Here is a 13,438-nt window from a genome sequence, read left to right on the forward strand (position 1 = left end):
CCGGTGCAAAGAGAGACAAACCATGAATAGACAGATTCAAGACGCCTACATCGTCGCCGCCACCCGCCTGCCGGTCGCCAAGCGCAATGGCATGTTCAGGAACGTCCGCCCGGACGACATGCTGGCCCATGCCATCCGTGCCGTCGTCGCCCAGGTGCCGGGCGTCGATCCGGCGCTGATCGGCGACGTCATCGTCGGCTGCGCCATTCCCGAGGCTGAGCAGGGCATGAATATCGCCCGCATCGGCGCCTTGCTGGCCGGCCTGCCGGATACCGTGCCGGGCATCACCATCAACCGTTTCTGCTCCTCCGGCCTGCAGGCCGTGGCCGATGCCGCCAACCAAATCCGCCTCGGCCTGGCCGACGTGATGATCGCTGCCGGCACCGAGTCGATGAGCGCCATGTCCAACATCATGGGCAACAAGGTCATGCCGAATCCGGCGCTGTTCAGCGGCGACGAAAACCTCGGCATCGCCTACGGCATGGGCCTGACCGCCGAGAAGGTCGCGCAGGAGTGGTCGATCAGCCGCGACGAGCAGGATGCCTTCGCCGAAGCTTCGCATCGCAAGGCTTGCGCGGCGATTGCCGCCGGCCATTTCAAGGCGGAAATTTCGCCGTATGCCGTCTGCGATCATTTGCCGGATCTGACGAGCGGCGAGGTTCGCCAGCGCCAGCGCACGCCGGAGAACGACGAAGGGGCGCGCGCCGACATCTCGGTTGAGAAGCTCGGCAAGCTGCGCCCGGTTTTCCATGCCAAAGGCTCGGTGACGGCGGGCAACGCCTCGCAGATGTCGGATGGCGCCGGCGCCGTGATGCTGGTTTCGGAAAGAATATTGAAGGAACACAACCTGACCCCGCTCGCCCGCTTTGCCGGTTATGCCGTCGGCGGTGTGGCGCCCGAGATCATGGGCGTCGGCCCGATCGTGGCGATTCCCAAGGTGTTGGCCCAGGTCGGCATCCGCCAGCAGGATCTCGACTGGATCGAACTGAACGAAGCCTTTGCGGCGCAGGCCCTGGCCGTGATCAAGCATCTCGACCTCGACCCGGCGCGCATCAACCCGTTGGGCGGCGCCATCGCCCTCGGCCACCCGCTCGGCGCCACCGGCGCCATCCGCACGGCGACCTTGCTGCACGGCATGCGCCGCAGCGGCGGCAAGTATGGCCTGGTCAGCATGTGCATCGGCACCGGCATGGGCGCCGCCGGCATTTTCGAACGTATTTGAACGAGATAATAAAAGGAGATAACAGCATGAGCGATTACAAGGCCCCGGTTCGGGACATGCGATTTGTGATGGATGAGATTGTCGGCCTGGCCACCATTGCCCGCCTGCCGGGCTACGAAGAAGCGACCCCCGATCTGGCCGATGCCGTGCTGGAAGAGGCGGCCCGCTTCACCGGCGAGGTACTGGCGCCGCTCAACCGCATTGGTGATACCCAGGGCTGCAAGCTCGGACCCAATGGCGTGATCACGCCCGCTGGCTGGAAGGAGGCCTACAAGGCTTTCTGCGACGGCGGCTGGAATGGCCTGGCCTCGCCGGCGGAATTCGGCGGCCAGGGGTTGCCGGAAACTTTCGGCATCGCCGTCAAGGAGATGGCGGCCTCGGCCAACCTGTCCTTCTCGCTCGGCCCGATGCTCACCGGCGGTGCCGTCGCGGCGCTGCTGACCTGCGCCAGCGATGAACTGAAGGCGACCTTCCTGGAAAAGATGATCACCGGCGAGTGGACCGGCACGATGAACCTGACCGAGCCGAATGCCGGCTCCGATCTGGCACTGATCCGCTCCCGCGCCGAGCCGCAGGCTGACGGCAGCTACCGCGTCTTCGGCCAGAAGATCTTCATCACCTACGGCGACCACGACATGACGGACAACATCGTCCATCTCGTGCTCGCCCGGCTGCCGGATGCGCCGGCTGGCGTGAAGGGTATCTCGCTGTTCCTGGTGCCGAAATTCCTGGTCAATGCCGATGGCTCGCTTGGTGCCCGCAATGACGCGCATTGTGTCTCCATCGAGCACAAGCTCGGCATCCACGCCAGCCCGACCTGCGTCCTGGCCTTCGGCGACAACGGCGGTGCCGTCGGTTATCTGCTCGGCGAAGCCAACCGCGGCCTCGAGTACATGTTCATCATGATGAACGAGGCGCGCATGGGCGTCGGCCTGCAGGGTGTCGCCATCGGCGAACGCGCCTACCAGCAGGCGCTCGCCTATGCCCGCGAACGCAAGCAGGGCCGCGATGCGGTGACTGGCGAGGCGCTGGTCACGATTGATCATCACCCCGATGTCCGGCGCATGTTGATGCTGATGAAGTCACGCGTCGAGGCCTGCCGGGCCATCACGTACTACACGGCCGGCCTGCTTGACCGAGCCCATGCCGGCACCGACCCGGCACAGAAAAAGAAGGACCTTTACCTGGCCGAGTTCCTGATCCCCATCGTCAAGGGCGGCGGTACCGAAATGGGCATCGATGTCGCTTCGCTCGGCATCCAGATCCATGGTGGCATGGGTTTCATCGAGGAAACCGGTGCCGCCCAGCACTGGCGCGATTCGCGGATTACGACGATTTACGAAGGCACCACGGCCATCCAGGCCAACGACCTGATCTTCCGTAAACTGATGCGCGACCAGAGCGCCACCGCCAAGGTGCTCTTTGCCGAAATCTACGCCACTGCCAAGGCCCTCGGCGACACCGGCAAGCCGGAGCTGCAGGCCATCGGCCAGCGCCTCAACCGCAGCCTGAAAGCCTGGGCGGAAGCGACCGAATGGCTGGCCGGCAACGCGAAAACTGCCGTTTCCGGGGTGTTGACCGCAGCTGTACCCTACCTGAACATCGCCGTCGCCGTCTGTGGCGGCTGGCTGATGGGCAAGGCGGCGCTGGCCGCGGCGGCGCGTCTCGACAGCGGCGAGGGCGACCCGCGCTTCTATCGCAACAAGATCGCCACCGCCCGTTTCTACGCCGACCAGCTGCTGCCGCAGGCTGAAGCCTGGGCGCAGACCGTAATGGCCCGCGATCTGGCGATCAAGGATATCGGCAACGATTTGTTCGATTAAGGGCTGGCACAGTGCGAAAGGTCTCGCGCTGTTGCCGCCAGGTTCACTCTGCGGGTGGGGCAAAAGTGAAGGGCGCTTTTGCCGGCATCGCTTTCGAGGGGGAGGTTTCCCCCTCTTTTTTTGTTTGTTTGCCTTGTGCGCACCGGATGAAGGGCTTGTAATACAGGTTGGCTGATGATGATCGAGGAAGACGCAGCGATGGATGACGGAACGATGGAGGAAATCCCCTTTCGCGGGCTGGTCGAGCAATCCCTGGCCGGCATCTACGTGATCCAGGACGAGGTCTTCCAGTATTCCAACGCCACCTTTGCAGGCATGTTCGGCTATAGCGCTGAGGAGCTGACCGGCATGCACCTGAAGGATCTGGTGGCGCCGGATTGCCTGCAGCAGGTGGTCGGCAACTATCATTTGCGGGTCAGTGGCGAGCGGCCGAGCATCCGTTTTACGACCCGGGGTGTGCATAAGAACGGCAGCCTGGTGCACCTCGAAGTGCACGGTTCCAGCCTGGATTTTCGTGGCCGCCCGGCGGTAGTCGGTGTCGGCATCAACATTACCGAGCAGGTTCGCCAGCAGGAAGACTTGCAGGCATCGCGCGAACGGCTGCGCGAACTGGCCCGTTATATCAACACCATGCGTGAGGAACAGCGTTCTCGGATCGCCCGCGAACTGCATGACGTGGTTGGCGGCATCTTGACCTCGATGAAGCTGGATATCCAGCGTATCAACCGGCGGGTCGATGATCCGGAGGTCACCGGCATCGTCGATGATCTGCTTGGCCTGGTCCAGGAGAGTATTGCGGCCGTCCGCCAGATTTCCGAAGACCTGCGACCGGGCATCCTCGATCATCTCGGCCTGCACGCCGCGCTGCAATCGGCCCTGCGCCAGTTTTCGGAGCGGACTGAAATTTCTGCCACGCTGTCTCCCGGGCATTTTGATGTCGAGTTGTCGCAGAGTAGCGCCACCGCCATCTACCGGATCTTCCAGGAGGCGCTGACCAATATCGCCAGACACGCCAAGGCGCACCGGGTCGAAGTCAGCCTGGCGGCCGAAGATGGCGAACTGCATCTCGACATCGTCGATGACGGGCAGGGCCTGGTCCACAGCAACCGGACCGGCAAAAGTATCGGCCTGGTCGGCATGGCCGAACGGGCACGCGAACTGGGCGGCACTTTGACCGTTGGCGATGGCGCCAACGCTTGCGGCACCCGCATTTCCCTGTGCATTCCCCTGGAGCTGAATCAATGATCGATGTCCTGATCGCCGACGACCATGCCATTTTTCGCAGCGGCATGCGCCGCCTGCTCTCCGATGAACACGACATGCGCGTTTCCGGCGAAGCGGCCAATGGTCAGGAAGTCATTGACCTGCTGCAGGCCGGCAAATACTCGGTCGTCCTGCTCGACATCAACATGCCGGGGCGCAGCGGACTGGAAACCCTGAAGCGTATCCGCGCCTCGTGGCCGACCCAGCCGGTGCTGATGCTGTCGATGTATCCGGAGGAGCAGTACGCCCTGATCGCCATTGAAGGCGGGGCGAACGGCTATCTGTCTAAGGATCGCGACGCCGGCGAACTGCTCCAGGCGATCCGGGCGGCGGCGGCGGGGGGGAAGTACATTTCGCCGAATGTCGCCGTCCAACTGCTCACCAAGCCGCGCCACGAAGCCAGCCAGGCGCCGCATCTCGGCTTGAGTGCGCGTGAAATCGAAATCCTGCACCTGATCGTGCAGGGCGTGTCGCTGACCGAGATCGGTGAAAAGCTGTTTCTCAGTGTCAAGACCATCAGTACCTACCGGACCCGCCTGCTCGCCAAGCTCGGCCTGGAAAGCAACGCTGACCTGGTGCGCTACGCCCTAAGACACGAACTCATCGACTGAACGCTGGATCACTTCGCGGAGCGTGGCCGGCGGATGGGCGCCGGACAGCGCGAGGCGCTCATTGAAGACGTAATAGGGCACGCCGGAAACGGCTGCAGTTTGTTCCTGCCTGGCCTTGGCGCTGGCGCCGACCAGTTGCTGCAGGCTGACTGTGATGCCGCATTCGCCGGCGATGTCGAGCAGCACCGAGACGTCGCCGATATCCCGGGCCGCCATGAAGTAGGCCTGGAACAGTGCTTCGATCAGCTTCGCCGTTCGCGCCTCGTCACCTTTGTCGGCGACCAGTTCGACCAGGGCATGGGCGGCCAGCGTATTGGGTAGCACGGTAATGTCGTCGAACGCGAAGTCGATGCCGGCCAACTGCCCGGCTTCCCTGACCTGGGCCCGGCGGGCAGTGACCGCGGCCGGGCTGCCGAGGCGTCGGACATAGAATTCCTGATAAGGCTCGCCGGCCAGCGGGGTGTCCGGCAACAGCGGCAAACCGCGCCAGACGATGCGCGGCCGGATATCCGGCCGGCTCGCCCGGAACTGTTGCAGGGCGGTGTCGAGATTGTGTTTGCCGATCAGGCACCAGGGGCAGATCAGGTCGAAATAGACTTCGATAATCAGGTTGGGGGTCATCAAGTTTCCGAATGCAGGTGAGGAGCGGCCGCAGGCAAGCCGGCCTTGTGTTCGAGATAGACTGCACCGCCGCCGATCAGGGTGAGCAGACCGGTGCCGAGAGCCAGCGTAAAGAGGGAATCCCAGAGCCACGGTGCGATCAGGCCGGCGGCCAGGGCGATCATGGTGAACTGGAGGAAGGTCTGCAGCGAGGCGGCGACCCCGGCGCTCTGCCGCAAGGGTTCGATGGCGCCGCCGATCAGGATGGGCAGGGCGAGGGCCAGGCCGAACGAATAGGCGAAGAGCGGCAGGACGGCACAAATACTAGCAGGCAGCAAGCCGCTGATCAGCAGGTTAAGGCCGACCGCCAGCGCGAGGACGCGATAGGCGGTCGCCAGCAGTCGGCCGCCCTTCAGCTGCCGCAGCAGATGGGGAAAAGCCCAGAAACCGGCAGTCAGGCCGAGGGTGATCGGGCCGTAGATCAGGTAGATCTCAGTTGCCGCCTTGCCGAGCAGATGAATGACAATGGTCGGGGCCGAGACGACGTAGATGGCCATGCTCGTCCAGTTGGCGACATGGGCCACCGACAGCCGGACGAAACGCGGCGTGCGCAGCGCATGCAGGTAGGCGCGGGCCAGCGCCCCCGGGTGCAGGCTCAGGCGACGCTCTTGCGGCAAGGTCTCCGGCAGCCAGCGCCAGTAGATAGCGGCCAGCATGAAGGCGGTTCCACTCATGGCGACGAAGACGGCGCGCCAGCCGAAATGTGTGCTCAGCCAAGCGCCGATGACCGGCGTCGCGATCAGGCTCAGGGTCTGCAGCATGGTGATGCGGCCAAGCAGGTGCTGGGCTTCCGGGCCGTGATGCAGGTCGTGCAGGATGGAGCGGCTGACCACCATGCCGGCACCGGCGGCGACGCCTTGCGCAACGCGCAGCCCCCACAGCATTTCGATATTGCCCGGAAAAGCCGAGGCCGCCGCCGCAATGGCGAGCAGGAGCAGGGAAAACAGGATCGTACGCCGTCGACCGTAGGCATCGGCCAGCGCACCGTACCACAGCGACATGAAGGCGCTGGCGAAGAAAAAAAGCGAGATGGTCTGCTGCGCCTGCCAGCTGCTGATGTTCAGATCACTGCGCATGGCCGGCAGGGCCGGGATCAGAATGTCCGAACCGAGGGAGTTGAGCAGCCCCATGACGGCGAGCAGCACGATCAGCACGGCTGGCTGCATCGCCTTCATTGGGGCGTCTTGCCGGTCGGCTCAGACGAGCCGGCCGAGCAGTTCTTCCGCCTGCGGCCATTCGCCGAAGCCGGCGGTAGGGTTGAGGTGGCCGACGGCGCCGATGTCGACCAGTTCGCTGCCCCAGTCGGCGGCGTATTGCTTGACGCGATCGAGATCAGCCAGCGGGTCGTTGCTGCTGGCTGCAACGATGCTCGGGAAGGGCAGTCGGCGGCGCGGGATCGGCAGCCAGCCGTTGTCGCGCAGTGCGTCAAGCGTCGGGTAACCGGCCGGCAGCGGCGATTCAAGATCGGCCGGTGCGGCGAGCAGGGCGCCCTGGATCGGCCGATCGTATTTTTGCGCCCAATGTACGGCGATCATCACACCGCCGCTGTGGGCGACCAGGACGAGCGGGCCGTCGATTTTGGCGATGGCATCCTGCAGAGCCTCGACGCGGGCGGCACAGCTCAGTTTGTCGTGTTCGAGCGGTGCCACCGAGCAGGCCTTGGGCAGCTTGCGTTCGAGAATGGTTTGCCAGTGTTCTTCGACGTGGTCGCGCAGACCGGGAACGATCAGGATGGTTGGGGAAGTGCTCATGGTGGTCTTGAATGAATCGAGGTTGAAAATCAGATTTGCATGGCATGCATGCGCTGCAGGTCTGCGGCGTAGTAGCGCTTGCCGATGACGAATGCGGCGGCTGCACCGAGGGCGATCAACGGCACGACCTGCATGGCACCCATCAGCCCGATGTGGTCGGCGAGGATGCCGGTGACGAAGGGGCCGGGGGCCAGGCCAAGCAGGTTGTTGGCCAGGGTCAGCGTGGCAAAGGCGGTGGCGTGGATCGACGGATGGGTCAGGTTGGCGACCATGGCACCGGCCGGGCCGGTGGTGCCGGCGACCAGCGCCATGCCGAGGGCGATCAGGACCAGTTGCGCCGTGCCGGGTGGCAGCATGAAGCCTATCAGGAGCAGGCTGGCCGAGATCAGGGCGTAGGCGATCGCCACCGTCCATTTGCGGGACGGTGCGCTGCGGCTGACCCGGTCGGTGATGACGCCGCAGACGGTCATGCCGATGGCGCCGACCAGGATGAAGGCGGCGGCGGCGACCCCGGCCTTGTCGGTGGGCAGGCCATAGTAACGGTTCAGGAAACTGGGCAGCCAGGCGAGCATGGCGGCCATGATGAACAGTTGCAGACCGCTGCCGATGTAGGCGGCAATAACCGCGCGCGACGAGAACAGGCCAGAGAATATGGTGCGCAGCTTGGGGCGCTGCAGGGCGGGTGACTTACCGGAACGGGCCGCATTCTCGGCTTCCGAACTGATCCGGCTTTCGCGGACGACGAAGGCGTAGAGGATGACCAAGACCAGCCCGAAGGCGGCCATGGCGCCAAACGACCAGCGCCAGCCGAAATGGGTGGCGACGATACCGCCCAGCGCCATGCCGATCACCGAACCGACCGGGCCGCCGGCCATAAAGGCACTGGCCAAGGTGGAACGCATGTGGGCCGGGAAAATGCTGAGAATGAGGGCGATGCCGACGCTGCCGTAGGCAGCTTCGCCGACCCCGACGAAGAAGCGGGCGATGAACATCTGGTTGTAGCTGGCGGCCAGCGCGCAGGCGAGGGTGGCCAGGCTCCACAGGCCGGCCATCAGGATGACGCTCCTGACCCGGCCCCAGCGGTCGGCGACGACCGACAGCGGGAATGTGAGCAGGCCAACGAGCAGCGCGACGATGCTGCTGAGCGAGCCAAGCTGAGTGTCCGACAGGCTCCATTCGGCCTTGAGGATCGGAAAGACGGCATTGAGCACCTGGCGCGACATGTAGTCCGACAAAAGCAAGCCGAAGGTCAGGGCGAAGACGATCCAGGCATAGGTGCGCGGAACGCTAGGGGGGGCGGCCGACATGAGCGGCGGCGAATCTGCAATGTAAACGGCCAAGGGGTGTCTCCTGATAGTTATGACCGTGTCGGCGAGCCGTTAGGCGCATCCGGCAGGTTTTTTATTGTGGGCAAGCGGTCAGGGGAGGACCGCTTGCCCATGCTACTTGTAGAAACTCAACTAGTGCCCGGGCTTAGGCGTGCTGCGTGAAACCCTTTTGGCCCGGCTTGCGGTTCGGCGCGAAGCCGTTCTTGGCCAGCGTCTGGTCGGCGGTTTCGTAGAAAGTGCCGATCTTGTAGATCTGGCGGGCTTCCTTGCCGTTGGCGACCTCGCGGCCGAACTCTTTGGCGATGCGCACCAGTTGCTCGATCTGCTCGACGCTACTCATCTTGCGCGAACGATCCTGAGTCCAGATATTGTCTTCGATACCGCAGCGGACGTGCAGGCCCATGGCGATGGCCATCATGTTCAGCGGCAGGACGTTGAGCATGGAGGTTTCCAGGGTCAGCACGGAGCCGTCCGGGCAGGCACGGACGAAGTTGGCCAGGTTGTAGATGTTCGGCGCATCGAAGCCACCGCCGATGGCCACCCAGGTCAGGATCAGCGGCACGTTGCAGACGCCGCGGCGCATCATGCGCTCGACCGTTTCGAGCTGGGTGATGTTGGCGAGCTGGAAGTGGGTCTGGATGCCGTTGGCAGACAGCCGCTTGATGTGCTCTTCGACCCATTCCGGACCGGCCGGGATGGTCATCTCGCGGTAGGCGCGGTAGTTGGCAGGCTCGCCCAGCGAGGTGCCGGCGACGTCGGCTTCACACATCTGTTCGACCACGTTCATCTGGTTGGAGTTGATGGCGATGGTCACCTGGTCCGGCCGCGGCTGCAGTTCGGCCAGCATGTGGCGGGTGTCGTCGGACAGCCACTTGGCGACGTCGCCTTCACCTTCCGGAGCAAAGGAGATCGAGCCGCCGACCTGGAGGATCATGTCCGGAACGCGGGCACGGATGCCGGCCAGCAGTTCGTTGAACTTGGACAGGCGCTTCGAGCCCTTGCCGTCGAGTTCGCGGACGTGGACATGGAGCACGGTGGCGCCGGCGTTATAGCAGTCGACCGCCTTCTGGATCTGCTCTTCCATGGTGACCGGGATGTCTGCCGGGAAGTCAGCCGGTTCCCATTCGGGGCCGTAGGGCGCGCAGGTGATGACGAGTTTTTGCTGGTTTTCCGGCCAGAGGGATCCGTCGAGAAAGTTCATGTGATGCTCCTTGAATAATTTTGATGTGGTTTTTTGCGAATTTTCAGGGTCGACCGCAGGACCCGCAGGTATTCCTGTAGTCGCAGCGCTCAACCCGGATGAGGCTTAGAAAGGCTTGTCGCCGACAATGGCGGCGCGTTCCATCTTGCGATGGCACGGCGGGTAGTCCATGACAGCGTAGTGCTGCGTGCTGCGGTTGTCCCAGATCGCCATGCTGTAAGGCTTCCAGCGCCAGCGCACCTGGTATTCGGGGTTGTAGGCCTGGCTGATCAGGTACTGCATCAGGTCGCTGCCGTTCTTGTTGTAGTCCTGGCCGTAACGGACGCGGTCCTTGGTGTGGTAATTGACGAAGTGCGTCGTGAAGGCATTGACGAACAGCACCTTCTCGTCGGTTTCCGGGTGAGTGCGGACGACTGGATGCTCGGCATCCGGGTACTGGGCTTTCATCGCCAGGCGCTTTTCCTGCGGCATCGCGGCGGCGAAGGAGGAATTGAAGCTGTGGTTGGCGATCAGGCCGGCGATTTCCTTCTTCACGTATTCCGGCAGCTTTTCGTAGGCCAGCACCATGTTGGCCCACATCGTGTCGCCGCCGACCGGCGGGCATTCGATGCAGCGCAGCACGCAGCCGAGGGCCGGCGTCTCGCGCCAGGTGCCGTCGGTGTGCCAGGCATTCTCGTAGCGATCCATCGGGCTGTCCGGATTCTTGTAGATCTGGACCAGGCCCGGAGCCTCCGGATGGCTGGGCGCCATCGGGTGGGTTTCCAGCTCGCCGAGGCGCTGGGCGAAGGCCATGTGGTCCTTGCGCGACAGCTTGTTCAAGTCCTGGTCGCGCAGGAAAAGTACCTTGTACTTGAGCAGGGCGGCGTAGATCTCCTTGAACAGGCCGTCGTCGCGCACGGCATCGCCGAGATTGATGTCGAGCAGTTCAGCTCCCACGGCGCAGGTCAGTTGTTCGATTCTCATTTTTTTGTCTCCTCTTTCCTCAAATTACGAAAATGGATGACCCGGTTGTCTTGCGGGCCTCCAGATCACGGTGCGCCTGCACTGCCTCCTGCAATGCATAACGTTGATTGATTTCGATCTTGATGCGGCCGGCGGCGACGTGACCGAAAATTTCGTTGGCCAGCTCGGTCTTCTCGGCCGGGTCGGCGATGTAGTCGGCGAGCGCCGGGCGGGTCAGGTAGAGCGAACCCTTCATCGCCAGCAATTGCGGGTTGAAGCCGTCGATCGGGCCGGAAGCAGTACCGACGCAGACCATCAGGCCGCGGCGCTTCAGCGAATCGAGCGAAGCCAGGAAAGTGCTCTTGCCAACGCTGTCGAACACAACATTGACGCCGACGCCGTCAGTCAGTTCGCGAGCCCGTTTGGCGACATCCTCGTGGCTGTAATTGATGGTTTCGTCGCAACCGTGGGCGCGGGCGACTTCGGCCTTCTCTTCGGTCGACACGGTACCGATGACGCGCAGGCCGAGCAGCTTGGCCCACTGCGAAACGATCAGGCCGACCCCGCCGGCGGCGGCATGCAGCAAGATGGTGTCGCCGGCCTTGAAGTCATAGATGCGGCGCATCAGGTAGGCCGAGGTCAGGCCACGCATGGTCATCGCGGCTGCCGTCTCGCATTCGATGCCGGCCGGCAGCTTGATCAGCGGCGCGGCGGCGATGATGCGGGCCGTGCTGTAGGCGCCCAAGGTGTTGATGAAACCGGTGTAGGTCACCTTGTCGCCGACCGCCACATTGCTGACGCCGGGGCCGATGGCCTCGACGACGCCGGCCGCTTCGACGCCCATGCCGGCGGGCAGGGGAATCGGGTAGGTGCCGTTGCGGAAGTAAGTGTCGGCGAAATTCAGGCCGACCGCGACGTGGCGCAGGCGGACTTCGCCCGGGCCGGGTTCGCCGACGGCGACGTCTTCCAGTCGCAGGACTTCGGGGCCGCCGGCCTCATAGAATCGTATTGCCTTTTCCATGTGTTCTCCTTGGTATTTCTGTTATCTGATGTTTACTTCGAGTCGCCGGGTTTCGCCAGATTGACGATTCTCGAGAAGAGGTGCCTGAACTCGGCATCGGTTTCGCCACCGAAGCGCGGGTCGCGGTTTTCCGAAAAGGCGGCGTTGATTTCGCTCCAGTCGGCATCGGTCAGGTACCGCTGTGCTTCCGGCAAAATGACACCTTCTTCGCGGCCCATGTGTTCCCACATGAATTTGGCGTAGGCGGCGACGGATTTCTCCAGCGTCTCGGCCGATTTGCGGCCGGCGATGTATTCATCGACCGCCGTCGCCAGGTCGGCCACCATCTGCTCGTCCCGGTCGTGCTGGCGTTCCAGTTCCTCGAGTTCCGGATTGACGGCTGCGGTCCGTTCGCGCAGCTTGCGGAACAGATAGTCTTCTTCCTTGGGGTGGTGCAGGGCGACCGGAAAGGCTTGGATGTAATGCACCATGGCTTTCATCAGGGCCGGATCGGGGGCGGCCTTGCCGTCGCCGGCCGGCTTCAGCGCGTGCAGCCAGGCGTGCAGGACCGCGGCCAGGGAGCGATGCTCATCGCGGATGGTGGCGATGGCCTGGGCCGGGGCGGGGGGATCGGCCATCGCCGAAACGAGCACCGGAATTTCCGAGTTGATCAGCACTTTCAGCGTCTGCGAGCCGAGCATCATGCCCAGCGTGCTGCGCCGGCCATGCGAGGCCATGAAGATCAGGTCGCAGCCTTCAGCGCGGGCAGCATCAATGATTGCGCTATAGGGCGAGTCGCTGACCGCCGTGCTCGAGGCGCAGGGCACGCCGTAGGCGCGGGCTGCCGATTCCGCCTTGGTCAGCAGTTCGTGGGCTCGTCCCTCGAAGTTGTAGCTGTAGTCGTCAGGCGAGGTCAGACGCACGATCTCGGCGTCGCCCCGCAATGAAGCGGCATGATCGGCGGCGGCATGGAAAAAGGTGATCCGGGCGCCCAGGGTGCGTGCGAATTCGACGGCACGGCCAACCGTGACGGTCGACAGATCGGTGTTGTCGATGGGTACCAGCAGGTGACGATACATGGCGACTCCTAGCGCAATATTGTTCTAAAGGTGATCTTCATGCTTCGACTTGCACAAAGATTTTTCCGTCGTCGATCCTGACGGGGAATGTTTTCAGCCCCTTCTCGGGTGCGATCAGCAAGGCGCCGCTGGTCACGTCGTAACGCCAGCCGTGGGCCGGGCAGGCGACGACCTTGCCGCACAGCCGGCCGCCGCTCAGTGCCGCACCGCCATGCAGGCAGGCGTTTTCCAGGGCGTGGATGGCGCCGTCGACATTGAAGAGGACGATATCCGTCGTCCCGATGCGCACGGGGCGCGACTTACCGGGGGCAATGTCGTGCAGGGAATATGTTTCGACGAAGTTCATCTTTGACTCACGGGTATCAGGCTTGGTTGAATCGTAGGGGATCGATCGTCGTCGGACCCCCCTCGAAAAAGGGGGGGATATAACTATTTCAGGAAACCGGTGATTTTGTTTTATCGTATAAATGAAGGTCGCTGGATTGTTCGCCTGGAGACGCGAACATGGCGGTCTGTTTCGAATGTTGTTCGGCAAATACGATAACGATTCCCTAGAGA

General features: G+C 63.4%; 13 protein-coding genes. 4 read left to right on the plus strand and 9 right to left on the minus strand.

The features are described from left to right. Positions 1–22: 22 nt before the first annotated feature. From GH663_RS05345 to GH663_RS05360, 4 genes are all read left to right on the plus strand, one after another. The gene (locus GH663_RS05345; protein ID WP_153130632.1) at positions 23–1,222 is read left to right on the plus strand and encodes an acetyl-CoA C-acyltransferase; all 1,200 of its coding nucleotides are present in this window, start codon (positions 23–25) and stop codon (positions 1,220–1,222) included. 26 nt (positions 1,223–1,248) lie between these two features. Further along, complete coding sequence (locus tag GH663_RS05350) at positions 1,249–3,045, plus strand: acyl-CoA dehydrogenase (RefSeq protein ID WP_153130633.1); 1,797 nt, start codon at positions 1,249–1,251, stop codon at positions 3,043–3,045. A gap of 174 nt (positions 3,046–3,219) precedes the next feature. Continuing rightward, entirely contained in the window at positions 3,220–4,290 is a 1,071-nt protein-coding gene (locus GH663_RS05355; RefSeq protein ID WP_153130634.1) for a PAS domain-containing sensor histidine kinase, read from the plus strand. Beyond that, on the plus strand, positions 4,287–4,919 hold the full coding sequence (locus GH663_RS05360; RefSeq protein ID WP_153130635.1) for a response regulator: 633 nt from the start codon (positions 4,287–4,289) through the stop codon (positions 4,917–4,919). The genes GH663_RS05355 and GH663_RS05360 overlap by 4 nt, the downstream gene beginning before the upstream one ends. On the opposite strand, the gene GH663_RS05365 is transcribed toward GH663_RS05360, so the two are convergent. From GH663_RS05365 to GH663_RS05405, 9 genes are all read right to left on the minus strand, one after another. Continuing rightward, positions 4,896–5,540 carry a DsbA family oxidoreductase gene (locus tag GH663_RS05365; RefSeq protein ID WP_153130636.1) on the minus strand — a complete coding sequence of 215 codons (645 nt, stop codon included), beginning with the start codon at positions 5,538–5,540 and terminating at the stop codon, positions 4,896–4,898. The genes GH663_RS05360 and GH663_RS05365 overlap by 24 nt on opposite strands. Then, a complete protein-coding gene (locus GH663_RS05370; RefSeq protein ID WP_153130637.1) occupies positions 5,540–6,754 on the minus strand; it encodes an MFS transporter in 1,215 nt (404 codons plus the stop codon). Before GH663_RS05370 ends, GH663_RS05365 begins: the two co-directional genes overlap by 1 nt. A 21-nt stretch (positions 6,755–6,775) precedes the next feature. Next, positions 6,776–7,330: an RBBP9/YdeN family alpha/beta hydrolase gene (locus tag GH663_RS05375; RefSeq protein WP_153130638.1), complete on the minus strand. Its 555-nt coding sequence runs from the start codon at positions 7,328–7,330 to the stop codon at positions 6,776–6,778. 29 nt (positions 7,331–7,359) lie between these two features. Then, positions 7,360–8,670, minus strand: coding sequence for an MFS transporter (locus GH663_RS05380; protein ID WP_211371063.1), 1,311 nt, complete (start codon positions 8,668–8,670; stop codon positions 7,360–7,362). A gap of 133 nt (positions 8,671–8,803) precedes the next feature. Continuing rightward, the gene (locus GH663_RS05385; RefSeq protein ID WP_153130639.1) at positions 8,804–9,859 is read right to left on the minus strand and encodes a beta-keto acid cleavage family enzyme; all 1,056 of its coding nucleotides are present in this window, start codon (positions 9,857–9,859) and stop codon (positions 8,804–8,806) included. A 105-nt stretch (positions 9,860–9,964) separates the two neighbouring features. Continuing rightward, entirely contained in the window at positions 9,965–10,822 is an 858-nt protein-coding gene (locus GH663_RS05390) for a TauD/TfdA dioxygenase family protein (protein WP_153130640.1), read from the minus strand. Between the two features lie 19 nt (positions 10,823–10,841). Further along, positions 10,842–11,822 (minus strand): quinone oxidoreductase family protein, encoded by a 981-nt coding sequence (locus GH663_RS05395; RefSeq protein WP_153130641.1) that lies wholly within the window; start codon positions 11,820–11,822, stop codon positions 10,842–10,844. A 32-nt stretch (positions 11,823–11,854) separates the two neighbouring features. After that, positions 11,855–12,880: a universal stress protein gene (locus GH663_RS05400; protein WP_153130642.1), complete on the minus strand. Its 1,026-nt coding sequence runs from the start codon at positions 12,878–12,880 to the stop codon at positions 11,855–11,857. Positions 12,881–12,917: 37 nt separating this feature from the next. Next, complete coding sequence (locus GH663_RS05405; protein ID WP_153130643.1) at positions 12,918–13,226, minus strand: Rieske (2Fe-2S) protein; 309 nt, start codon at positions 13,224–13,226, stop codon at positions 12,918–12,920. Positions 13,227–13,438 lie beyond the last annotated feature (212 nt).

This window comes from Dechloromonas hortensis, assembly GCF_009469765.1.
Taxonomy (GTDB): domain Bacteria; phylum Pseudomonadota; class Gammaproteobacteria; order Burkholderiales; family Rhodocyclaceae; genus Azonexus; species Azonexus hortensis.

Coding starts and splice junctions, on each gene's coding strand:
- GH663_RS05345 (WP_153130632.1), top strand. CDS start 23: ATGAATAGACAGATTCAAGACGCCTACATCGTCGCCGCCACCCGCCTG.
- GH663_RS05350 (WP_153130633.1), top strand. CDS start 1,249: ATGAGCGATTACAAGGCCCCGGTTCGGGACATGCGATTTGTGATGGAT.
- GH663_RS05355 (WP_153130634.1), top strand. CDS start 3,220: ATGATGATCGAGGAAGACGCAGCGATGGATGACGGAACGATGGAGGAA.
- GH663_RS05360 (WP_153130635.1), top strand. CDS start 4,287: ATGATCGATGTCCTGATCGCCGACGACCATGCCATTTTTCGCAGCGGC.
- GH663_RS05365 (WP_153130636.1), bottom strand. CDS start 5,540: ATGACCCCCAACCTGATTATCGAAGTCTATTTCGACCTGATCTGCCCC.
- GH663_RS05370 (WP_153130637.1), bottom strand. CDS start 6,754: ATGAAGGCGATGCAGCCAGCCGTGCTGATCGTGCTGCTCGCCGTCATG.
- GH663_RS05375 (WP_153130638.1), bottom strand. CDS start 7,330: ATGAGCACTTCCCCAACCATCCTGATCGTTCCCGGTCTGCGCGACCAC.
- GH663_RS05385 (WP_153130639.1), bottom strand. CDS start 9,859: ATGAACTTTCTCGACGGATCCCTCTGGCCGGAAAACCAGCAAAAACTC.
- GH663_RS05390 (WP_153130640.1), bottom strand. CDS start 10,822: ATGAGAATCGAACAACTGACCTGCGCCGTGGGAGCTGAACTGCTCGAC.
- GH663_RS05395 (WP_153130641.1), bottom strand. CDS start 11,822: ATGGAAAAGGCAATACGATTCTATGAGGCCGGCGGCCCCGAAGTCCTG.
- GH663_RS05400 (WP_153130642.1), bottom strand. CDS start 12,880: ATGTATCGTCACCTGCTGGTACCCATCGACAACACCGATCTGTCGACC.
- GH663_RS05405 (WP_153130643.1), bottom strand. CDS start 13,226: ATGAACTTCGTCGAAACATATTCCCTGCACGACATTGCCCCCGGTAAG.